Origin of the sequence: Allorhodopirellula solitaria, assembly GCF_007859855.1 — a bacterium.
Taxonomy (GTDB): Bacteria; Planctomycetota; Planctomycetia; order Pirellulales; family Pirellulaceae; genus Rhodopirellula; species Rhodopirellula solitaria.
Map to the genome: position 1 here is coordinate 1 of NZ_SJPK01000010.1, position 21,734 is coordinate 21,734.

Genomic DNA, 21,734 nt, shown 5'->3' on the forward strand with positions numbered 1-21,734 from the left:
CAGGTCGCCTAATTCAAGCCAAGCGAACTCCGATTCAATCCATTCCATCGCCGCAGCCCTCCCTGAGCACACTAAGATCCTTTATGTGCCTGTGTATCTACCCGAAAAGATGTGTAGGATAAAGAGGGCGTTGCCTGGGGCTTTCATAGAACTGCCCCGTTGGGGCGTTGTCATGAGCTATCTTCAGCAATCGATAGAATGCTGCACTTGTGGGTAACCAACAGGAGACGACGAGTCCACTACGATGCTGGGGGGACTCGTGGCCTCGTCCACTACGGTGTTGCTTAGCGGCGGATCCAGACTGCGGCAGCTTGTCCTTGAGGGGAGACGTTGACTTTGATGAAGCTATCGCCTGCTGCGACGTTGGAGCCGGTAACCGCACGGATCGGGCAGTCATCGGCCAATTTGTCGAGGTTGCGGATCGCGAACAGGTCGCTGCCCAGAGACATCAGGCTGCTGATGATCTCCACCATCCCACTGCCGGCACCGAGATTGCCAAAGTGCCCCTTGGCAGTCGTCACAGGAGGTTGGGACGAGGCATCACCGAACACGTCGACGATTGCCGCAGCCTCGTCGCGATCGCATCCGACATCGGACAGCCCATGGGCGTGAATGTGTCCGATCGGTGTGTCGCCATGGCCCCGTGACTGGGCCGAGCGAATCGCCGCTCGCAAGGCGTTGGCGATCGCGATTTGAATCGGGCGGGGACCGGCTGATTCACCGGCCGCGCTGGTTCCGTAACCAATGACTTCGCCGAGAATGTTGGCACCTCGAGCCTCCGCGTGCTCGCGAGATTCACAAAGCATCGAGGCGGCACCTTCGCCGAGCACGCTGCCGTCGCGGGAGGCGTCAAAGGGCCGTGACATCTCAGTGGGATCTTCGCGGTCAGCGGCCAGTTGTTCTTGGGTCGACGCGTGCAGGGTGCGGAGTGGATGGACCCGTGAGCCGGTCGCTCCCACGACGAGGGCATCAGCGTGGCCTCGCATGATCGTCGAAGTGGCCTCGGCGATCGCGGCGCAGCTCGACGCTTCTCGCACGGTCAGAGAATTATTCGGCCCACGAAGATCGTTGTAAATCGCGATATGCGAAGCCGGCATATTGGGTAGGTATTTCAACAGCCAAAGAGGACTGATCTTCGGCAATCCCTGCTGCCCCCATTTCGAAAACTGGAATTCGCCGTCCTCGATACAGGCCGCGATCCCCTCGGCGTATTCCTCGGGCAGGGACATGATGTAATCGCTGCCGAAGAGCACCCCGGTGCGATCACGATCAAACTTTTCGGTCGTGAACCCGGCGTCATGCAGCGCCAGCTGGGCCGAGGCGACGCCCATCTCGATCTCACGGCACATCACTTTGCTGCCCTTTTTGATCGTTCGCTGCATCGGTTTTTCGAGCGGCCCGTAATCTTTGATGTCGCCCGTGAATCCGCGTGCCTCGGCCCCGTGACTGGTGCAATAGGCTCCCAAGGGAATTTGCGTGAACTCGGCAATCCCCGAGCGTCCGCTGCGGAGGCCCTCGAGGAGGTCGCCAGGTGTATTTCCCAACGGGCTGATGACTCCCAACCCCGTGATCACGACGCTGGAGGACGGTTTTCTCGCCAAAGTCGCCGCGGCTGGTGAAGGAGCGACGTCGGAGGTGGTTTGGGCAGTGGTTGCGGGCATGGACAATTGACGCAGACAAAAGAAACTGAATTCACGACGCTGGGAAGATAGCAAATCCTGCCGCTCGAAGGAACGTCGCTATGAACCGATCGAAAAACGGTGAGCCTATCCTAGCCGCCCATATCGGGCCAAGTCATTTTGAAGCGGAAACCACGACTCGGTAAGAATCCGCCCGGATTTGTTTCGGGAAGGGTACCGAGCCTAGGTCAACCGCAATCGCTGCAGGGCGTCAATTAGCTCACGGCCGGCGAGTTCAATCTCGTCGCTAGTCGTCATCCGGCCAATCCCCATTCGCACGCTGCGGCGGGCCTGTGATTCGCTCAATCCCATTGCTAACAACACGTGACTGGCGACCGGATCGCTGCTGCTACACGCCGATCCGCTGCTAAAGGCCACCCCGGGGGCCGCCGCCATCCACGTCTCTCCCTCCACCTCCCGCAAGTGAAAATTAAGATTCCCAGACACACGGCTGGAACGATCCGACAGCGGGGGGCCGTTGATTTCCAGCCCGTCGATGGAGCCGCGGAGGATATCCCAAAGCTGATTTCGCAGCGTCTCGATCCGCGCTGACTCGCCGCCGTGCGGGTCGGCAGACGTCTTGGCCAGCGACAAGGCGGTGGCCATTGCGATGATCCCCGCCGGGTTCATCGTCCCGCTGCGGAGCCCCTGTTGTTGTCCGCCACCGACGATTTGCGGCCGTAAACGCACACGCCGTTCACCTCCGCCCGCGACGAGAAACCCGACGCCTTTGGGACCATAAAACTTGTGAGCCGAGGCGCTGACCAGGTCCAGCCCCATTTCGGCCACGTCGAGCGGTATCCGTCCGATCGCTTGCGTCGCATCACAGTGCACCAACGCGTCGGCCGCGTGTGCGATCCGCACGACTTCCCGGATGGGGTGAATGGCCCCTATTTCATTATTGACCAGCATCATGTTGACCAGGGCCGTGTCGGGCGTGATCGCAGCGGCGAGAGCATCCAGATCGATCGTCCCGGGAGCGGCCTCGCCCCCACTCTGCTGAGGATGAACGCGGACGTGGCTCACCTCGACACCGGATCGCTGCAGATCGGAGGCAACGTCGAGCACCGCGGGGTGTTCAGTGCTGCAGACGACCATGTGATTGCGGCGGTTCCGGGGATGCGTCATCACGCCTCGCATCGCCAGATTGATGCTCTCGGTAGCCCCCGAGGTCATCAGCAGCGAACTGGCCGGGGCGCCAATCGCACCAGCAATCGACTCGATCGCGCCGTTCATGGCCTCGGCAACCTGCCGGCCTGCCGCGTGCGAATCACTGTGCGGATTGGCGAAGGAATCACTCAACCATGGCAACATGGCCTCGACGACCCGCCGGTCGCAAGGCGTCGTGGCGTGATAGTCCAAGTAGATCATGATGGCCGCCGAGACTCATGGGTAGCCGAGTCACTCTGGGACTCGGGCGAATGTCGAGAAGCGGCATTCTCTCCGAGACTCCGGCGTGTGTCCAGAAAGGACACATCGACTACGGATCGACGCGAGTAAGTGGGACGCGTCGGCCACTACACTGCGTGCCTCGCAGAGACACGCAGTGACAAACGTACTTCGCAGGTCGACTTAGTACAGAGAATTCTCTGCGTCTCCCTGGCTCGCCATTTGCTTTGGCTCTTGCGGCTGATAGGAGTTTTGGAAAACCTTCCAATCGCTCGGTGGCTTCTCATCGATAAAGTTTTTCATGAATCGATCGAAGAGGCCCTGTGAAATCGAATTGCGTTTCACGTCGACGAACTCATAGTGGTCCCACCGCGGCGCCGTTTTGATGTTGAAGTTTGGAGCATACATCAGCAGCGCTTCGGGCATGTACGTTTTCTCGTTCAAGGCAATCTGAACGAGTTTGTATTGCGAACGATCTTCTTGGCGTTTGGGATAGGCCTCGATCAGAATCATGCCCTCCTTGGGTGCCTGCACCTGCCGCACCCAATATCGCTCGACGATCTGTTTGGCGTCGAGATTGAACACGAACGGCAGTGGACTTTCGAAAATCTTCTTACCACGCATCTCAGGCGGCAATTGTTGGATACGGCATTCTTTCTTGCTGTGGTCGAACTCGAGCAACTCTTCGCCGTTGCATACCCAGTGCTCACCGAACTGTCCCGGTTTTTCGCTGTACTGGGGTTTCTCATCCTTCATGCCATCGAAAGTGAGTTTCTGATCGACTTTGAACAAGCCACGGTCGGGCGCGGCGTACTTGATCTCGCCCTGGCACTTGGTGGCGTGAACTCCGGCTGGGGCAGCAAAGAGATCGTAGTGCCAGCGTTGGAACCTACATTCGAGCGTCTTGGTGCCCTTGCTCTGAGTCTCCCAGGCGTGCAGCATCGCGCTGAGCTGGGCTTGAGCTTTCGCATCTAGCGGTGCGAAGGGTGCGGTGAGATTGGCCGGGACGGCGTGACTCGTGGCCCCGTTCTGCAGCGCCGCATTCTGAGCAGCTGTGGTTTGGGCTGCGCTGCCCGCCTGGGGTGGCCTCGCTTGGTTCTGAGCTGACGCGGGGGCTGCCCCCACCGTCGATAGCAATAATCCTGTCACTGCAATCTTGGTCGCCAGCGAGCGGGTGCGACGCGCCCGCTCAGCTACACAACATAAAAGTGAAGCCATCGGCAACCGCGCCAGGCCAGTGGGGGGGCAACAGAGATTCATTCGCATCATCCTTGACGCATCGAGTCGGGGTGGGCAGGACGAAACCGTCCGTTTGGGAACACCCTAACCGATCGAGCCCAACCAGGGAAAGACCGAAAACAGCAACAGAGCCCCTCGTTTTCACACCCATTTCCACGGTTTTCTTCAAGTTTTCTCTCTTGGCGGCAGCACCGCCAATTTGATAGAGGCTAGGCAATACTCAACCTGCAGTTCTGAAGAGATCGCGGAGGTTGGTCTTACTAGTATCACCGAACAGACGTCCAGGACTCCTGCCACTTCGGTGGCAATACAGGGCGTTCACCCGCCCCGCGGACACGCAAAGGAATGCGAACGATGATGGATTTCGGAAAACGACTGTCTTGGCGTCTCAGCGGCGGCGTCGCCGCTGTCGCGATGGGAGCCCTCGCTGCTGCTCAAGCCCAGTGGCAAGACCTGCCGCCCGAGACCGATTCGCCACAGCAACAAGCGTCCATCGCCGATTCGCTTCCGCTTCCCATTGCTGCCGACGAAGGCCCAACCTCGCCCGTCCAGCCCGCTAACTTTCTGGCCGCTATCCCACCGACTGATTCCCAGAACAGTCCCGCGGGATTTGCCGCTGAACAGTCACAGCCCGGCCTCGATGACGCCCCCCCCGAAACCTTTGTCGCCCAAGTTGCTCATGAGGAACCTGTTCAAGGTTTCGATGACGCCCCCCCCGAGGACGCCGCTGATGGTCCGGCTACGGAGGCATCAATGTCACTGCCGGCACCAGGATTCGGCCCAGCCGGCATGATGGGTCTCCCCAGCGAGACGACGGATCCCGATCAGGCGACCGGCCCAGAATCCAGCCCGACCGGCAACGAAGGCCCCGCCATGGCGATGTCCTACATGGGGTTGCCCGAAACCGATGCTGGACCACCACCCGCTCCAGCGGATTCCGCACCGCCGGAACAAGGATTCGCAATGGAACAGGTTCCTGAGATGGGACAGGCTCCTGAGATGGGACAGGACAGTCCGATCGCACAGTCCCCCGAGATGTCCGAGACCGGGTCGCTGCCGGAGATCCAGTTTGAGCAGGGACCGATGATGATGGATTCAGCGCCAGCCGCTGGCGAAGCACCATCCGCTGGCGAAGCTCCGTCGATGATGGCAATGCCCCCGCCCCAGACACGTTCAGCTACCAGTGCTGGACCCACCATGGGCGTTCCCGCCCCGGGCCCCGACGCGGCACCGATGAACGCGATGCCCGAGATGGCATCCATGTCAGCCGCCGCGCCCATGCATGAGACTCCCCCCATGGATGATTCCGGGCCCATGAACGGCCCAGGACCTGTCCACAGCGCAGGCCCAATGCACAGCGCAGGCCCAATGCACGACGCAGGCCCAAGGAACGCGATGGGAGCGATGGCTGGCCCCGTCGATGAAGCGGGCCCTATGTACGGAAGCGCCCCAGCACCGTCGGCCGGTCAAGAAACACCGGCCATGCAGGGCTATGCGGGCCCGGCCAACAGCGGCCCCAGTGAATCCTTTGGCAACAACTCGCTGAGACAGCCCGCGGCCATGGAGAACCAACTGCGTTCCGCCCCCGTCGCCGCGACGGCAGGACCGAATCAGCCCTCGGAACCGGCACTGCCCGAGTTGCCCCAACCGACACAGTACTCCAGTGGTCCCGCTGGCGGCATGTCTGGATACGATCCTGCGAACACCCAGGCCTCTGCTGCGGCTGCGCCAGACTCTTATGCCTCCAGCCCGGCCATGAGCGGCCTCGGCGCGCCGGCCGCTCAAACCCCAGCTCAATTCGCTGGGCACCAGCGGGAGGGCAACCCAGCGATGGGCATGCCGGGGCGACCGGGCAGCGGAACACCTCAGGATCAGTATTTGGCAGCCGGTGACGATCCCGTCTCGATTAATTTGCCGGGCGATCGCAAACTCGAAGGCGTGCAAACGCCGAGCATTGTCATCCACAAACGGGCTCCTGCGGAAGTCAAGGTCGGCCAGCCCGCCACGTTTGTGATCCAGGTCCGCAACACTGGTACTTCCGAAGCTCTCGGCGTGCTCGTTCACGACCGTGTCCCGGCAGGCATGGAACTCGTCGATGCAACCCCGGCCCCAACCATGCAAGGCGATCTGCTCGTCTGGCAACTCGGCGCGATGCCCGCTGGCGACGAACGCTCGATCACGATGCAACTGGTCCCGCAAGAGGAAGGTGAACTCGGCAGTGTCGCCCGGGTCACTTTCGAAGCCGCCGCATCGGTGCGAACACGATCCACCCGCCCCGAACTCAAAATCACTCAACGGGCGCCGCAAAAGGTGCTCATCGGACAACAACTCGAGATTGAACTGGAAGTGGCCAACGTCGGCACCGGCGCAGCGACGGGCGTGATCCTGCAGGCTGACGTGCCGCCAGGACTCGACCATCCCAATGGCCGACAACTCGACAACGCGATTGGATCCCTACGTCCGGGTGAAGTTCGTAAGGAAGTTCTGCGGATGCGTGCGGTAGAACCGGGCATGATCGAAAACGTCGTGCTGCTGACCTCCGAAGACGCCCAGCCTGCCAAACACTCCGTCAACGTGGAGGTCGTCTCGCCGAAATTGAAGGTGGCTGCCTCCGGCCCGAGTCGCCGGTTCCTCGAACGTCAGGCCACTTACGAGGTCAAGATCGAGAATCCTGGCACCGCATCGGCCCGCAATGTCGAGGTGCTCGCTCGACTCGATCGCGGATTCACCTTCGTTAGCACCGAGAACAATGGCCAGTACGACGCCAACCTTCACGCTGTCCGCTGGTCGATCGTGGAACTGCCCGCTGGTGAAATCGCGTCGGTCCCACTCACGCTGCTACCCGTCGAAGCGGGTGACCAGGTCATCCGGATGGAAGCCTCCGCGGATCTCGACACACGCAGCGAAAGCGAACATACCGTGGCTGTGGAATCCCAAGCCGAACTGAGCTTCAGCATCGCTGACACCGCCGACCCCATCGAACTCGGCAGCGAGACCACCTACGAGATCAAGGTCAAGAACGTGGGCTCGCGAAACGACACGAACGTGCAAGTTCAGTTGCTACTGCCGCCGGGCCTCGAGATGCTCGAAAGCGACTCCGACGCTGGCACCGACGGACGCGGTGGCGTGGTCTTCGCACCGCATGCCAACCTGCCTGCCGGCGGCGACTTGACGTATCGCATTCGTGTCCGTGGCGTGCAGCCCGACACGCACGTGATCAAGGCTGTTGTGACCAGCGAACAATCACGCGTGCCAGTGACCAAGGAAGAGAGCACGATGGTCTACGCCGACCAGTAGCCCCTCGTGCTTGAGAATCCCGAACCGGTCGGTTGCTCATTCGAAGCCATCGACCGAATCGTCGCATGCTGCCGTCCCGAGGGTTCCCCATAAGCCGTAGGGACTGGCTCGGTCACTCCAGGCGTTGGGTGCGGACGCCCCGAAATCCCCCGATTCGATGCTGTCGGTGATGAATTTCACCGCCCCGTCGGCCATCAGCACATGCATGCCGCCCGCGTGGTGGCTGCCCCCAGAATAAACGCCATCGACGGCATCAAGCCCGTCGACTGCGAAACTGATCTGGTTGGGCGGCAGGATCGTATTGATTAGGGCAACGCCCGCGGCACCATCGGCCCAGCGACCACCGCGGCCAAGCTCACTCAAGGGTGCTTCCTCCACGTAGAATGCGGGTCGCTGCGGGTCGACGAATTGGCGGGCATCTTGCGGCGCGTCGAGAAACGCTACAGGTTGCTCGACCAGATAACTCCCCTTGATCATTCGGTCGGACCGGTTGGCGATCTCCGTCATCGCGATCGTGTTGGCGAGCCCGTCGAGCACATCTTTGAACCGCGTCTGCCGCTGGCTCGCGGCCGCAAAGACACCGCGCGGCGGCAATAGCTCACCGCTGTCGGATGTCTTCTCGTGGTACAGATCACGTCCGGCATCGCCGATACAGAACGCGTAGTTGGTCAGTCCAAACGGCGTCGGCTCTGCCGGATCACTCGGACAACGCAACACACTGATTTGAGTCGCCCAAGGATCGTACGTCGCCCTCGTCGGAGCTGGCCCCATCGCGGGATAGGTGACACTGGCGTCCTGCAGCGGCGAGTTGATCTGATCCCACAGAGCCTGCTGCTCCAAATACGGAAGCATCGCCACCAATCCGCTCAGCCGCCCCGCGTTGTCACGCCAATGCGATGTCCCCTGATCATCACCTGAGAAACTCCCCGTCCCTCCCATCGCTGGCGGAAGTTGTTGGTAAGAGGTGTGATAGAGGTGCATTGCCAGCCCGACCTGTTTGAAATTGTTTGAACACGACATGCGTCGCGCGGCAACACTCGATGTTCGCATGGCTGGCAGAAGCAAACCAACTAAAATCATGATGGTCGCGATGACGAAAAATAGCTCGAGCAGAGTAAACCCAGTGGGCCGGCGACGCGTTTCAATCCAGATGAGGTGATCCATGACGATACCTTCGAGGGGAGACGAACTTCGATAGACTCCATGGTAACTTGCTCGCGTGGCCATGGTAGTAACACCACACCTCGTAGCACGCGAGCGGCAACAGCCAACTTGCCCAGGCATTGAGGCGGTAGAACCCAGGCGTATCCCGCTGGATCACGAACGCGGCCCCGGTGGCAAACCGCAACAATAGCGGCGACCCCAGCAAAATCGCCGAGCGAATCGCCCAGCGCCGATGCGACCGCAGGTGCCCACCGATCGCCGTCACGGCCGCTGCGGCGACACTCAGACCGGTCGCCAGCGACAAGCAGACGAGGCCGACAGCCGCGACCGGCCCAGCGAGTGCGTGCGTGGCCATCACCAATCCGCTCGGCACGAGCAAGAAGACGACCAAGCCGAACTGCACGCGTCCGGCGACCCGGTGCCACTTGCTGGCGGCGGGATTCGGCTTCCGCCCCGTCGTGACCAATAGCACGGCGAGCAAGAGCGTTGTCGGGGCGACGATCAAGTGCGTGTAAAACGCGATGGCATAGAGCCCCGCAAATGTCGCCTCGCGGCCATGCAAAAAGGTCGATTGAAAATCGGCGGGGAAGTAGAACCGATACTCGACCAAAATCGTCACGAAGACCTTGGCTGCGACCAGGGCGAGGGCAAGCAGCAAGATCGTGCGGGGGCGTGGTCGCCGCAATCTCGCCATCGGCTGATGCGGTGGCGGCAGCGATGCGATGGTATCGCTCATCCGGTCGATCCTGTGAAAACGCAGGCGGCGCTGTCACGCTTTGAGAAGAGCTTCCCGGTGATTGAAAAGAGTGAATGCGAAGCGAGCTGCTTCAACTTATCACGTCCCAGCCCGCTGCACAAATTTTTGGTTCATCCGACGGAAGCGTGCGCAGAGCACAGCGGAAAGTTTTTTGAGTACTGTCATATCCAGAACGAAAATTTGCAGTGCGCGCGTACGCTCAGCGGCACCACCAATAGGGTAGCTTTTTCGACACTCAAAGTCCACTGTTTGTCGGCCAGCCAGCACGGCTCGGTTAGGCAGCTTCTCGCTGGCAAGAAGCGTCGAGGCCCTCAATCGATCGGCGACTTGCTGATCGGCTTACTAATTCGTCTTGGAGTGAACCAGGAAAACACTGTAGAATCGAAACCGTCCGAAGCTCTGAAGCCTTAGGCTGAATTGTCGTGCTGCCAAGCACACTAACAACGTCGTCGCATGCCGAGGGTATCGGTGGAGCGTAGCTCTGCTGAGCAAGCCCGTGCTTGAGTGAGATGCTCTGTTAGCGGTTCAAACGCCGGATGAGACAGTGTGGGGCTCTCAGAGCTTCGGATATCTACCAGGGTGGCGAGACTGAACCACCAAAGCTAACCGAGCCGTGCTGGCTGGCCGACAAACAGTGGACTTTGAGTGTCGAAAAAGCTACCCTACTGGTGGTGCCGCTGAGCGTACGCGCGCACTGCAAATTTTCGTTCTGGATATGACAGTACTCAAAAAACCTTCCGCTGTGCTCTGCGCACGCTTCCGTCGGATGAACCGGAAAATGCAGTGCTTTGCGTGGTCAAGAGATCATCCTCGCTCACGCGTCGGGTTATCAAGACCGCTTTGCAAACTAAAGTAAGTGCCATTCGCCTCACGGTCCTCGGTTCACCATTGCGGGGCCAACGTCGATTAAATCGACAAACCGTGACGGCACTCGGCTCAGCCGATTGACAGCCCGTCGAGTAACTGGGCTGAGATTCCGCTGCGGTGAAAGATTCAGCCACAGCTATCGATGTGGTGAAGTGATCGCGCCGAGGGCGGCTCGAAGAGGGGGGCGAGGCGGTAGATCTCGGGTGGCGTACTTCGGAGTCGCGGTGGTTGCATCAGACTGATCTTGACATCGGCGAAGAAAAAAACGAATGCTGCGGATGTTACGAACAGAATCTTGAGAAAATATTGTAAAAACCTCCAAAGTCTGATCCGGTGCCAAATTCAATTCTTGATAACCGCCTCTCCCATTCTCGCCTGCCAGCTTCGGTAGCGAGGGTTGCCGCCATGTGTCTGGTTGCGATCCTGTGGCACGCTGACGTCTCGGCGCAAGCTCCCCCGATGGACCCATACGCGACTGGGGCCTATTCGGGCGGGACCACGAATATCTTCACTTCGCCACAGGCTTGGCTTGGATACCCAGCCGGGGGTGGATATCCGAACTCCATGCAGGCGAGTGATCGGCTGTGGCTCCGCGCGGAATATTTGTACTGGAGGACAGCGGGGATGGAGACGCCTCCACTGGCCACGACGAGTACCAGCGGGACGCCCCAAGATGAGGCGGGCATTCTCGGTTTTGACTCCACGAGCGTGTTGTTTGGAGGAGGCAAGATCAACAGTGGCACCACCAACGGTGCACGGATCAAAGGTGGATTTTACTTCACGCAATCGGCAGCGTTCGGCATCGAGGGTGAGTACTTCGGCTTGGCCGATCAGAGTGACGGATTCTCAGGCGGCAGCAATTACGAAATCTTGGCGAGACCGTTCTACGACACGACGAATGACCGTGAAACGGCCCAGCTGATCAACTATCCCGGTCGCTTCGAAGGCAATATGTCTATACAGTCGGCCAGTAGCCTGCGGTCGGCGATGCTGGTCGGGCGCACGTCGCTGTGTCCGACATGTGGCGGCAACTGTGTCTCGTGCCAGAACACCGACCGCGTGGATTGGATCGTCGGCTATCGGCATATGCGGTTATCGGACCAATTGACGATTTCAGAATCAGCGGAATCCTTTGTTCCGGGTGCGTTGGGGACGATCCAGTTGAGTGATCAGTTCAGCACCAAGAATGACTTCAACGGTCTGCAGTTGGGGGTGGCTTACCAGGCCAACATGCAGCGCGTTTGGTTGGAGTCTTTGCTGCGTGTCGCTGTGGGGCAGAATAAGCAATCCGTCGGGATCGGCGGGTCGACATCATTGACTGAGTTTGGGGCCACGACCGACTACCCGGGTGGGTTGCTCGCTCAGCGATTCAATTCAGGAACCTATGAACGCAACGAGTTCACGATGATTCCCGAGATTGGATTGACGCTGGGGGTACGGATTTTGGATTGCCTGCACGCCACGGTCGGCTACACGCTCGTCTATCTTCCTGCCGTCGTGCGGGCGGGCGATCAGATTGACACCGAGGTAAATCCCAGTCTGCTCGCGCCACCGATCGACCCGTTGACCGGGGCGCAGCGACCCCAGTTTCGTTTTGTCGAGAGTGACTATTATGCCCATGGTCTCAGCCTCGGGATGCAGCTGCAGTTTTAGGCAGCAGCACCGATCCGGACGCTAGTTGAAATCGGTCGGTTTGCCCACGCGTGTTTCCCATCATCATCGCAATCCAGCTCGTGAGATAGATGCAATGATCGGCAGGTGCTATGCTTGTCCGACCGCTCACCAACGGCTGCCTGATGATAACCATGACGCGATCGCTTCCCCCTGTCACTGAAACTGCCTCAGAGCAGGGTAGCATCGCCGAAGTATGGATCTGTGCATCGCCAAAGGCGGGCAGTGGCCAGGGACGCCATGAGATTGGATTGTTAGTCGATCGCTTGCGGGCAGGCTTGATTGATGTCCACGTCACGCACAGTATCGCGGCGCTGCGTGCCCGCGTGGCGGATGAGTCTCGGTCGACGGCCCGGTTTGCCGTGGTCGCCGCAGGGGGCGACGGGACACTGGCTCTCGTGGCACAGAATCTTCCCCAAGAGATCCCAATCGTGCCGATGCCGATGGGAACTGAGAATCTGTTGGCGCGGTACTTTGGTTACGCCTGTCGGGCGGCGAGCGTCTACGAATGCTTGGAGCGTGCAGAGCGATTTTCGATCGATGCCGGTCTGGCCAATGGGCGGATGTTCCTCGTGATGGTTACTGCGGGGATGGATGCGGAAGTGGTGCGGGGGATGCATCTGACCCGGCGAGGGCATATCACGCGATGGAGTTATGCTCGCCCGATCTGGAGAGCCATATCCAAGTATCGCTTTCCCGCGATCACTGCGCAGGAATCGACCGAGGATGGGGAGGTCGCGACCACGTCGGCGTGCTGGATGATGGCGTTCAACCTACCCCGTTATGGTGGCGGTTTGGGAATCGAGCCGGGTGCGGTCGCGGACGACGGGAAGCTCGACCGGATCGCGCTGCTGCAAGGTTTCTTCTTTCAAGGCCTTCACTACTTTGCACGGATCAAACTGGGCAAGCATCTGCGGCATCGCGATATCTCTCGCCGCCGCTTCCAACGAGCCCTGTGGACGTCGCCCGAACGGGTCCCCTATCAGATTGATGGCGACTACGGTGGGCGGCTTCCATTGGAGATTGAGGTGCTGCCTGGGCGGGTGACTCTGTTGCGGCCGTCGACCTGATCGATTGGCGTCATTGAGCCCGCTGCCCAGGCTGTAAACAGTTCCCCGTCGGTTGGGGGCATTGTGAACAGATGGGGCATCTGGCTGCCCCATGGAACCCCTCTGTGGACATGGGGGACCCGTTGTGGGCATTCAGCGGGGCAGGGGAATACTTTGTGGGTTTGCAACAGAATTCTTGCGGATCCCTCTTTACTCCAACCGAACACAGGGAATAATCCTCAAGTTATCGATGAACGTTGATTGAGATTTGCTGACTCAGTTTGTCGACCTTTTCGCCAGCAATTAACAAGACGCCTCTTCCAATCGGCTCAGTTTTTGCATGTCGAGCGAAGTCTAATCCATCGCGTGATGGGTAGATGCGACTCGATGATCAGAAGCAGTAGCCGGATGTCGGGCGCCAGTTCAAACCCACTCAGAGATCCGCTGTTGGATGGCAGCGCGGTCATTGGATCTGTCACGCAATAGTTGCTCGCTTTTCATCATCGCCGATGTCGGCATGATTCGAGCAACACAGTTTCTCCTCAAATTGAAAGAGAACGGTCAGTGAACGGCTTGGTAGCATTGGTGGCAGTCGCCGCCATCGTCGGTTTGATAGCCCTGTTGGAAGCGTGGTGGTACCACCATCAGCTCAAGAAGATCCCCTATCGGATTCATGTCAACGGAACTCGAGGGAAATCCTCGGTGACGCGACTGATTGCCGCAGGTTTGCGGGCCGGTGGCGTGCGTACCTGTGCTAAGACGACAGGGACGTTGGCCAGAATGATCTTCGATGACGGCCGCGAGTTGCCGATTTTTCGTCCCGATCGGGCCAACGTGATCGAGCAAAAGCGGATTGTCAAAACGGCAGTCGCTGAGCGTGCCGAAGCGCTGGTGATCGAGTGCATGGCGTTGCAACCGCTGCTGCAATCTGTTTGTGAATTGAAGTTGGTGCGCTCCACGCACGGGGTGATCACCAATGCGCGGGCGGATCACTTGGATGTGATGGGCCCGACGCGTCTCGATGTCGCCCGAGCACTCTCCGCGACCGTGCCGGTGGGAGGCACGTTGCTGACGGCCGAGGACCGCGACGATTCATTGCGGGTGATGAGCGAAGCTTGTCAGGACCGAGGGTCGTCCCTGAAGAATATCACGGCGGCCGATTCGGCCTCCATCACTCCCGAGGAACTGGCTCAGTTCTCTTATTTGGAACATGCCGAGAACGTCGCTTTATCGCTGGCCGTGTGTGAGCAGATGGGGGTTTCCCGCGAAGTGGCGCTGCAGGGCATGTGGGCCGCCCAACCGGATCCTGGTGCGATGCGAGTGCACCAGCACACAATCAGTGGTGATTCCTGGCACTTTGTGAACGCCTTCGCCGCCAACGACCCCGAATCGACAACGCGAATTTGGGATGCCGCGTATGACTATTTCCCTGGCGCTTCGCGGCGTGTGTTGGTGATGAATTGCCGCGTCGACCGGATCGATCGCTCGGTCACAATGGCCAACGCCTGTGTGGATTGGCGTACCTACGACCGGGTCGTGATCATCGGTTCGGGCACGGACGTGTTCTTGCGCCGATTGCTCAAGGGCGGTATCGACCAAAATCGAATTTTGTGTCTGGGTAACGCGACGGGTGACGAAGTGGTCACGATGCTGTTGGAGTCCTTTGCTGCCGAAGCGGCCGCGAAGTCCTCGCAGACACCGCAACTCGTCGCCAGCCAGGGCGATGCAATCGCCGAAGGTAGTTCGTCGATCACTGCGACCGATTCGACGACAACAACCGATACCGATGCAGGTGTGCTGCTCGTGGGCATTGGCAATATCGCTGGCCCGGGGATGGCTTTGGCAGAATTCTTTGAAGGACAGGAGGGTTGGGACCGCTACGAACGCCCTCAATCGACCCCTGCCCGTGCGCTGGAGATGGTTTGAAATGGAATGGCTCGCTCTTTCAATTGGAATTGGTTTAGTCGTCAGTCTGCTATTCACCGAAGCCTTCGGCTTGAGCGTCGGAGGAATGATTGTTCCGGGGTACCTGGCGCTTTCATTCGATCAACCGTTAACGGTCATCGCTACGATCACTGCTGCACTATTGACGGCGTGGTTGGTGCATCAGATCGATCGCTACGCGATCCTCTTTGGACGCCGACGGGTGGTGCTGACGATGGTGTTTGGATTTGCAGTGGCTGCCATGCTACGTGCAGGTCTCGAGATGGTGTGGCCGAGCGTTAGCACGGCGATGGTAGGCAGTTCGGTCGTCGAACCGGGGGGCTCGCTCGCCTGGATGCATAGCATGACGGTGATCGGGTTCGTGATTCCCGGATTGGTAGCATTGTGGATCGCCCGCAGCGGTGTTGTGCAAACGCTCTCGCCGCTGATCATCGCAACGTCGTTGGTCTATCTCACTCTTGTCGCTCTCGGTGTCACGAACCTCGCTTGAAATCTGTGGTTCGGGCTGTGGTCTGCTGTCAGGCGGATCAGGAGCCGAACTTTGTTGTCTTCCCCCGTGTTAGTTGGCCCCCGTTCCTCGAAGAACGAACCATGAAGAAACTGTACTACCGACCGCAGAAAATATCTTCGGTGTCTTTGTTGTTTTTGGCTGCCTTGTCCGTCGTGGTCGTGATCGCCTTGCGGCACGCACCCAGTCGTTCCCAAGGGGTTGAGCGTCTCGCGGGAAGGGCCGTGCAAATCCCTGACTTCGAGCAGCGCATGCTGCGGGCGTCCGAGCAGGCTGCGGCGGGCTTCGAAGCCATTCACTGCCAGCGAACTGCGCTCGGTCACCGCATGCTGAAGATTCACGACCCTGCCAACACGGGTATGGTGGGGCCATCGATGTCGATGGTGACGAGCCTGCCGGGACACCTCGACGCGAAACTGACGAGTGTCAATCCGAACTTTGCTGCCGTCGCGATGCGATTGCTCGTCGATGCAGGCGTGCGTCCAGGCGACCGGATTGCGATCGGTTGCACGGGATCCTTTCCCGCATTGGATATCGCGGTCTATACCGCCGCGGAAGCGTTGGACCTGCGCCCGGTCATCGTCAGCAGTGCGGCATCGAGCCAGTTCGGCGCCAATTCGCCCGACATGATGTGGCCCGACATGGAGAAGTTGCTTTACGAACAGGGCATCATTCATCATCGCAGTGAGGCGATCTCACGCGGTGGTTTCCAGGACCGTGCGGCCGGGATGAGCGATGAGACGCTCGACATGCTCGATGCTTCGATCCGTCGCAGCGGGTTACCGATGATGGACAGCCAAAGCGATGAGGATGCGATTGAACGACGCATGTTGGTTTACTCGCAAGCCGTGGAGGACGAAACCTACACCGCTTACATCAATGTCGGCGGCGGGGATGCCTCGGTCGGCGGGACGGTGGGCAACGATGTGCTCGGCGAGGGTTTGATCCGTCCCATGTCGAAACTCAATCCGCGCCGCCTGCTCGGGCTTGGACGCGACACGACGGCCGCCGCGACCGTGCGTGTTGTCACCGACGAAGACCCGACGGGCGAATCGAGCGCGGCTACAGCGACCGATTGTGTCGCCACACGGTTCCTAGCTTCGGGTGTGCCCGTCATCAACATGATCAACGTGGTGTCCTTGGCTGAACAGTACGGGTTGCCTGTTTGCTCCACCGAGTTCATTCGCGTCGGCGAGGGCGGTGTCTACACGATTGCTGACTTGCGTCGGCCATTGGCTGTACTCGGTATCTTGTTCATCATGGTATCCACGTTGTTGGTGGTCCGCCCGCCTGCCCGCGTCGTCGATGCAGCTAAGAAACGCGGCTGGTTCGGGGACGATGCCAAGTCGCAGCCCCAGTGGATGGTATAGCGGGCGCAGAAAAGACGCCTCACGCGGAGATTTCTTGCACGTAGGGATCTTCGCGGTGCTCAGCCAGCACTGGCGAGCTGATGTGGGTGCGTGGGGTCGTTGTATCGGCGAGCCCGAACCACTTCGGTGTTTGACCTTTCGTCTCGAAGCAGATCGCGACTGGGCCATCGAAGTCGTTCGCCGTGACCACGCGTTGGCGTTTCCCACCGATGGTGATCGTGACGCTATTGAACCAGGTCGCTCCGTTGACCTCGCCCACGCGATCGCCAAAGGAAACGAATGGGAAGCCATTGAGTTTGCTGGTGTGGAGTTGCTTGTTGCCTCGATAGTAGGTGATGAATGACTTGTTCATGGAGGGTGCTCCTGTTGGTACGATTGAATCGATGGCCGTCAGGTATAGTTTTGGTCTCGGGGTGGACACGTTTGGTCAGGTGGGCAGCCACAGGTTGGACTTTTCCTGTTGCGTTGATTCTCGCGATTCGCTACCGCCGCGGCGGCGGGCCTTGATTCGGACGTACGGAGCGATGACCGCGCCTCGGTCAGCGAAGCTATTCACAGCGGCATCCTGGGTAGCGTGTTTGGGTTCAATCAAGTCTTCGATGTGGAAGCCGGCGCGACACATGCCGCCAACGAGTTGTTCCCAGCGATGCAGGAACTCGACCGCGCCATTTTCACGCAGTCGCTGCGAGACCGCCGTGGGGTTCTCCGGTGGCGGCACGGGGGCGGTTCGGTAGTAATCGTGCAGCCAGGTGAAGTGGCCATCGCGGCGATGCGCCGAGGATTGTAGGCTGGCGGGTGTTTTGTGCTGGCTGACGTAAAGTCCACCGGGCCGGATCACCGCCGCAACTTGCGCATAGACCGAGGCGATGTCGGGCAGGTAGCAGGTGCTGACCGGTTGGATGACGAGATCGAAGGAAGCGCGCGGCAGCATGGAAAGATCGTCCATCGAGCCCTCGATCAAGCGCACTGGGAATTTTCGCTGCGCGGCCGCTTGGCGATCAAGTTCCAACATCGCGGGGCTGAGATCAACGACAGTCACGCGGGCCCCGGCAGCAGCGTACAGGCAGCTTTGACGCCCCCCGCCTGCTGCCAGGCAGAGCACATTCCAATCCCGGATATTGCCGCCTAGCCAACCCACACCGTCAACGGTTCCCAGCGGATCTTGCAGTTCCTCGTCGGAGACAATTCGGCAGAGTGGCGAACCAGCGGCCTGCATTTGCTGGTAGCATTGTCGGTTAGCTTGCAGAAGGGAGTGGCGGTCGACGGACAAAAGAGCCTGCGTGATTGAGAAAGGAGGGAAGGGTATCGAATTCGCCGCGAGGATCGCTCAGGCGGGCCGATTTCGCCCTTTCGGGAGACGGGGAGCGGCAACGAAGTAGAAGTTTGCCTCGGTTTTTGCTTAATTTAGGAACTTTTCCTGGGTACAAGTCATCTCAGTTCTATCAACCAAACCGGACGATCTTTTCACCACAGGGATGTAACGCGACGCAGCCGAGCAAACGGATTCGCTCAGAGAAGCCTCGCCGCGCCCAGATTCTATTGAGACCACGACAGCATGTCAGCTCCCAAACCCGATTTCGACCAACTTCTCAGCGACCATCTTGACGGACGGCTCGATGAGACGGATGCGCAGTTGCTTCGGCAGCAGTTGCGCGACGATCCTGCGCTGCAATCTCAGTTGGAGGGGCTGCGTGCGGACCGAGAAAGTCTCCGCGCCCTGTTCGCTGCCGAGCGATCCGGGGGCTCGCGTTTGGGACGTGACTTTGCGTCCGGTGTGCTCGCCGAAAGTCGTCGCCGGGGAGTTTCGATGAGCGGGCGCCGCCAGTCGGATGAGGATGCTGCAGTCGAGCCGGCTCACGCGGTTCAAGACCGTGAGCAACCCGACGTCGCTTGGATCCGAAAACGAGCGCCCATGTTCATTGGCTGGCTGTCTGCGGCGGCAGCGGTGCTGTTGATTGTGTCGTGGAACATCCGTGAAAACGAGCCTGGAGATGCCATTCACACGGTCGCTCAGAACGATCCCGATGGTCACTCAAGTCCCAATGGTCACTCAAGTCCTGAGGGGCCGGTGGTCGCGCAGCCGGGAGAAGGTGTCGAGCCAGGCGACAGCGCCGAAGGATCCAGTCAGTCGCCGGCTACGGCGATTGCTTCCTCCGACAAGGAATCAGCGGCCGCCACCGCCGCAGCCCCCACGCCAGACGCGATCGTCTCCGATTCTTCGTCCGATCCGGTGATGGATCGTTCAGCGATGGCTTCGGTCGGCGACGACACCGCTTTGCCGAGTGGTTCGCCGTTCACCGGAGCGATGATGGTGTACGAAGTGCGTTTGAGCCCGCGCGGCCGCCAGACGAATTTTTTGAGTGAAGCGATGCGAGAAGTTGGGTTGCAGGACGCGCAACGGTTGCCGGTCAATCGCGACGTCATCGCGGCGGCGAAGCAAGCGGACACGTTTGATGAAGATTCGCGATTCCAGGTCCTCTATCTGCAGGCATCGGCAAGGAAAGTTGATCAACTGTTCTTGAAGCTGCGTCGTGACCCACAACAGGTTGAGGCAGTCGGGTTGTCATTGGTCACCGACGCGCCGGTTTTGCAGATGGCAGGTGATTTGGCGAAGGTCGAAGCAACTGAGATCCAGCATGACGAGCCACTTAGCTTTGAATTGAACGACAGCGAGAGTGAAGAGCTCGCGACTTTCCGCGAACTGCTGGGCGAGAAAGCGTTCTTGCCGCTGCCCTCGCCATCCTCGGGCGACGTGGACGTGCAACCCGAATCGCTTTCAAGCACGGGTAACGATGTCATGACGCGAGTCTTGATCTTGGTACGCTAAGGGATCACGAGGCCGGGCGACACCGCTCTGGCGGGCCGCAGGGATGAGGTTGCTCTTGTCACTGCAGTGCATTTCGGAGGTGGCGCCTGCGGGACCCGTCTCTGCTAGGATGCCGTGCTGCATTCGGTACTTCCTCCCCCTGCATTCTCTGTTGGCATGATCAAGCAGCAATCCATTGAATCCATCCGCCGGATCGTACTTTGTTATCCGGTCGAGGCGCGCCATCGCCAGCAGATCGAGCGTACGCTCGCCGAGCTCAAGGACGACGCCACGGTCCCGCTCGAACACGCGGTCGATGTCGTTGATGCCGGCCAGGAGCGGATTGATGAGTTACTGCCGACGGCAGACATTTTTGTCGGGCATGCCAAGGTCCCCGTGGACTGGGACCGAGTGCTGGCGGCTAAGCGGCTGCAGTGGATCCAGTCGTCCGCCGCGGGGCTGGATCATTGTCTCGTGCCTGGTGTGATCGCTGAGCCTCGGATTGTTGTCAGCAGTGCATCGGGATTGTTCGCTCCACAGGTTGCCGAGCAAACGTTTGCGTTGCTAATGGGCCTGCTGCGCCGCATCGGCCTGTTTGAGCGGGCGCGTCAGATTCCGGAGTTCATTCGTCGTCCGACTGGCGATTTGCGGGGCAAGACGGTTGGGATCGTGGGATTGGGCGGCAATGGTCGAGAGATCGCCAAAATGCTGCGGCCTTGGGAAGTGCGCATTCTCGCGACGGATTATTATCCAGAGAATCCTCCGCCGGAGGTTGATGAACTTTGGCCGGCGGCGCGGTTGAACGACTTATTCGCAGCATCCGATATCGTGATTCTGACACTGCCGTTGAACTCCACGACACGTCACTACGTGGGAGCGGAACAGTTTGCCGCGATGAAGCCCGGTGGTTATTTCGTCAATGTCGCTCGAGGATCGGTCGTCGACGAAGCTGCTCTGGTGGCAGCATCCACGAGTGGGCATCTGGCAGGCGTCGGGGTGGACGTGACCGAGGTCGAACCGCTGCCACCTGAAAGCCCTCTCTGGACTGACCCGCGAGCTTTGATCACGCCTCACGTGGGTGCCCAGTCAGCACGGCGCGTCGATGATACGACGGATCTCGTTTGCGTCAATCTGCGGCGGTACTTCACAGCCGCCCCCCTGTTCAACCGCGTCGACAAGGAGCTCGGGTTCCCCCACCCCAGCGTCTCGTATCGGGTTGCCGGGGCCGCCGAGACGGGAGGAAATGTTTCCCGGCGCGATCGAGACCGATCATGAGCAGCCCCCGCGCGGCAATCGATTCGGCAGCCGTCGTCTGCCACGGGCCACGGGCCGTCGGACCCATGGTCGTGCCGCCCACCGACAGTGAGTCTTTTGTGGAAGAATTCAACCGTACCTACCGCTCGATCGGATTGACAGTGACGATCAATGATCAGGGACGCCCTTTAGTCTCGCAGCCGAAAGGTTTACACTCTGCAGGTGCAACGGCGGCGGCGACGAGCCGAGCGTGAATAATCCTGACCGGTGAAAAGATCGAGAGAGCAATGAGTGACGCAAAAGTACGTGGTGTGGTCCATTTGGTAGAGGAAACCAAGACCTACGGTCAGAAAGGCTTTCGCAAGCGGATGGTCGTTCTGGAACAGGATAAGGGCAGCTTTACCAACTATGTTCCTGTCGAATTCACCCGCGACGCCTGCGATACCGTCGATGGTCTGAAAAAGGGCGACGAAGTTGAGATTGTCTATCGGCTCAACGGACGTCGTTGGCAGCGGGATGCGGACAGCGAAGTGAAGTTTTTCGTCAATCTCGAAGCGTTGACCTACCAGGTCGTCGGTGGCAGTTCCGGTGCGAGCGGTTCGGCAAACGATGCCTTCGCCGAAGCCGGTGGGGAAGATGACGACGCTCCCTTCTAGAAATTCGCGTTCTCGGAGCCGTCGCAATCGCGTCGTCTGCTCGGTTTGAGTAGAATATCAGGGCAGCTGCATCCTCCGCGCGTA

At 59.7% G+C, this 21,734-nt stretch carries 18 protein-coding genes; 11 read left to right on the forward strand and 7 right to left on the reverse strand.

Going from position 1 to position 21,734, the window contains the following annotated elements; translation table 11 throughout:
• Positions 1-284: 284 nt before the first annotated feature.
• The 3 genes from CA85_RS17225 to CA85_RS17235 all read right to left on the reverse strand — a co-directional run bounded on the left by CA85_RS17225 (position 285) and on the right by CA85_RS17235 (position 4,286).
• Positions 285-1,661 carry a beta-ketoacyl-[acyl-carrier-protein] synthase family protein gene (locus tag CA85_RS17225; protein ID WP_146392618.1) on the reverse strand — a complete coding sequence of 459 codons (1,377 nt, stop codon included), beginning with the start codon at positions 1,659-1,661 and terminating at the stop codon, positions 285-287.
• Between the two features lie 201 nt (positions 1,662-1,862).
• Complete coding sequence (locus CA85_RS17230) at positions 1,863-3,050, reverse strand: cysteine desulfurase family protein (RefSeq protein ID WP_146392619.1); 1,188 nt, start codon at positions 3,048-3,050, stop codon at positions 1,863-1,865.
• Between the two features lie 201 nt (positions 3,051-3,251).
• The gene (locus CA85_RS17235; protein WP_246112906.1) at positions 3,252-4,286 is read right to left on the reverse strand and encodes a TIGR03009 domain-containing protein; all 1,035 of its coding nucleotides are present in this window, start codon (positions 4,284-4,286) and stop codon (positions 3,252-3,254) included.
• 375 nt (positions 4,287-4,661) lie between these two features.
• Between CA85_RS17235 and CA85_RS17240 the strand changes: the two genes are divergently transcribed.
• Positions 4,662-7,604: a DUF11 domain-containing protein gene (locus CA85_RS17240; protein ID WP_146392621.1), complete on the forward strand. Its 2,943-nt coding sequence runs from the start codon at positions 4,662-4,664 to the stop codon at positions 7,602-7,604.
• Between the two features lie 36 nt (positions 7,605-7,640).
• On the opposite strand, the gene CA85_RS17245 is transcribed toward CA85_RS17240, so the two are convergent.
• Together CA85_RS17245 and CA85_RS17250 are read right to left on the reverse strand one after the other, a co-directional pair.
• On the reverse strand, positions 7,641-8,768 hold the full coding sequence (locus CA85_RS17245) for a DUF1559 domain-containing protein (RefSeq protein ID WP_146392622.1): 1,128 nt from the start codon (positions 8,766-8,768) through the stop codon (positions 7,641-7,643).
• Positions 8,746-9,504 carry a DUF2306 domain-containing protein gene (locus CA85_RS17250; protein WP_146392623.1) on the reverse strand — a complete coding sequence of 253 codons (759 nt, stop codon included), beginning with the start codon at positions 9,502-9,504 and terminating at the stop codon, positions 8,746-8,748. Before CA85_RS17250 ends, CA85_RS17245 begins: the two co-directional genes overlap by 23 nt.
• A 12-nt stretch (positions 9,505-9,516) precedes the next feature.
• Between CA85_RS17250 and CA85_RS17255 the strand changes: the two genes are divergently transcribed.
• The 6 genes from CA85_RS17255 (at position 9,517) to pgsW (ending at position 16,934) form a co-directional block, all read left to right on the forward strand.
• Positions 9,517-9,936, forward strand: coding sequence for a hypothetical protein (locus CA85_RS17255; protein ID WP_146392624.1), 420 nt, complete (start codon positions 9,517-9,519; stop codon positions 9,934-9,936).
• A gap of 861 nt (positions 9,937-10,797) precedes the next feature.
• A complete protein-coding gene (locus CA85_RS17260) occupies positions 10,798-12,045 on the forward strand; it encodes a BBP7 family outer membrane beta-barrel protein (protein ID WP_146392737.1) in 1,248 nt (415 codons plus the stop codon).
• Positions 12,046-12,197: 152 nt separating this feature from the next.
• On the forward strand, positions 12,198-13,133 hold the full coding sequence (locus CA85_RS17265; RefSeq protein WP_146392625.1) for a diacylglycerol/lipid kinase family protein: 936 nt from the start codon (positions 12,198-12,200) through the stop codon (positions 13,131-13,133).
• 543 nt (positions 13,134-13,676) lie between these two features.
• Positions 13,677-15,038 carry a poly-gamma-glutamate synthase PgsB gene (pgsB, locus tag CA85_RS17270; RefSeq protein ID WP_146392626.1) on the forward strand — a complete coding sequence of 454 codons (1,362 nt, stop codon included), beginning with the start codon at positions 13,677-13,679 and terminating at the stop codon, positions 15,036-15,038.
• Between the two features lies 1 nt (position 15,039).
• A complete protein-coding gene (gene pgsC / locus CA85_RS17275; RefSeq protein WP_146392627.1) occupies positions 15,040-15,546 on the forward strand; it encodes a poly-gamma-glutamate biosynthesis protein PgsC in 507 nt (168 codons plus the stop codon).
• Between the two features lie 101 nt (positions 15,547-15,647).
• Positions 15,648-16,934: a poly-gamma-glutamate system protein gene (gene pgsW / locus CA85_RS17280; RefSeq protein ID WP_146392628.1), complete on the forward strand. Its 1,287-nt coding sequence runs from the start codon at positions 15,648-15,650 to the stop codon at positions 16,932-16,934.
• 19 nt (positions 16,935-16,953) lie between these two features.
• Here pgsW and CA85_RS17285 read toward each other — a convergent pair whose 3' ends face one another.
• Both CA85_RS17285 and CA85_RS17290 read right to left on the reverse strand, forming a co-directional pair.
• A complete protein-coding gene (locus CA85_RS17285) occupies positions 16,954-17,286 on the reverse strand; it encodes a hypothetical protein (protein WP_146392629.1) in 333 nt (110 codons plus the stop codon).
• Positions 17,287-17,361: 75 nt separating this feature from the next.
• Complete coding sequence (locus CA85_RS17290; protein ID WP_146392630.1) at positions 17,362-18,150, reverse strand: methyltransferase domain-containing protein; 789 nt, start codon at positions 18,148-18,150, stop codon at positions 17,362-17,364.
• A 339-nt stretch (positions 18,151-18,489) separates the two neighbouring features.
• Between CA85_RS17290 and CA85_RS17295 the strand changes: the two genes are divergently transcribed.
• The 4 genes from CA85_RS17295 to CA85_RS17310 all read left to right on the forward strand — a co-directional run bounded on the left by CA85_RS17295 (position 18,490) and on the right by CA85_RS17310 (position 21,650).
• Positions 18,490-19,761, forward strand: a complete 1,272-nt coding sequence (locus tag CA85_RS17295) for an anti-sigma factor family protein (RefSeq protein WP_146392631.1) — start codon at positions 18,490-18,492, stop codon at positions 19,759-19,761.
• A gap of 156 nt (positions 19,762-19,917) precedes the next feature.
• Positions 19,918-21,015 carry a D-2-hydroxyacid dehydrogenase gene (locus CA85_RS17300; protein ID WP_146392738.1) on the forward strand — a complete coding sequence of 366 codons (1,098 nt, stop codon included), beginning with the start codon at positions 19,918-19,920 and terminating at the stop codon, positions 21,013-21,015.
• Positions 21,012-21,248, forward strand: coding sequence for a hypothetical protein (locus CA85_RS17305; protein ID WP_146392632.1), 237 nt, complete (start codon positions 21,012-21,014; stop codon positions 21,246-21,248). Before CA85_RS17300 ends, CA85_RS17305 begins: the two co-directional genes overlap by 4 nt.
• Positions 21,249-21,281: 33 nt before the next feature.
• Complete coding sequence (locus tag CA85_RS17310) at positions 21,282-21,650, forward strand: DUF3127 domain-containing protein (RefSeq protein ID WP_146392633.1); 369 nt, start codon at positions 21,282-21,284, stop codon at positions 21,648-21,650.
• Positions 21,651-21,734: the final 84 nt, after the last annotated feature.

Excerpts from the sequence above, each read along its gene's own strand:
- CA85_RS17225 (WP_146392618.1), bottom strand. The coding sequence starts at position 1,661 with ATGCCCGCAACCACTGCCCAAACCACCTCCGACGTCGCTCCTTCACCA.
- CA85_RS17230 (WP_146392619.1), bottom strand. The coding sequence starts at position 3,050 with ATGATCTACTTGGACTATCACGCCACGACGCCTTGCGACCGGCGGGTC.
- CA85_RS17235 (WP_246112906.1), bottom strand. The coding sequence starts at position 4,286 with ATGGCTTCACTTTTATGTTGTGTAGCTGAGCGGGCGCGTCGCACCCGC.
- CA85_RS17240 (WP_146392621.1), top strand. The coding sequence starts at position 4,662 with ATGATGGATTTCGGAAAACGACTGTCTTGGCGTCTCAGCGGCGGCGTC.
- CA85_RS17245 (WP_146392622.1), bottom strand. The coding sequence starts at position 8,768 with ATGGATCACCTCATCTGGATTGAAACGCGTCGCCGGCCCACTGGGTTT.
- CA85_RS17250 (WP_146392623.1), bottom strand. The coding sequence starts at position 9,504 with ATGAGCGATACCATCGCATCGCTGCCGCCACCGCATCAGCCGATGGCG.
- CA85_RS17260 (WP_146392737.1), top strand. The coding sequence starts at position 10,798 with ATGTGTCTGGTTGCGATCCTGTGGCACGCTGACGTCTCGGCGCAAGCT.
- CA85_RS17265 (WP_146392625.1), top strand. The coding sequence starts at position 12,198 with ATGACGCGATCGCTTCCCCCTGTCACTGAAACTGCCTCAGAGCAGGGT.
- pgsC (WP_146392627.1), top strand. The coding sequence starts at position 15,040 with ATGGAATGGCTCGCTCTTTCAATTGGAATTGGTTTAGTCGTCAGTCTG.
- pgsW (WP_146392628.1), top strand. The coding sequence starts at position 15,648 with ATGAAGAAACTGTACTACCGACCGCAGAAAATATCTTCGGTGTCTTTG.
- CA85_RS17285 (WP_146392629.1), bottom strand. The coding sequence starts at position 17,286 with ATGAACAAGTCATTCATCACCTACTATCGAGGCAACAAGCAACTCCAC.
- CA85_RS17290 (WP_146392630.1), bottom strand. The coding sequence starts at position 18,150 with ATGCAGGCCGCTGGTTCGCCACTCTGCCGAATTGTCTCCGACGAGGAA.
- CA85_RS17295 (WP_146392631.1), top strand. The coding sequence starts at position 18,490 with ATGTCAGCTCCCAAACCCGATTTCGACCAACTTCTCAGCGACCATCTT.
- CA85_RS17300 (WP_146392738.1), top strand. The coding sequence starts at position 19,918 with ATGATCAAGCAGCAATCCATTGAATCCATCCGCCGGATCGTACTTTGT.
- CA85_RS17305 (WP_146392632.1), top strand. The coding sequence starts at position 21,012 with ATGAGCAGCCCCCGCGCGGCAATCGATTCGGCAGCCGTCGTCTGCCAC.
- CA85_RS17310 (WP_146392633.1), top strand. The coding sequence starts at position 21,282 with ATGAGTGACGCAAAAGTACGTGGTGTGGTCCATTTGGTAGAGGAAACC.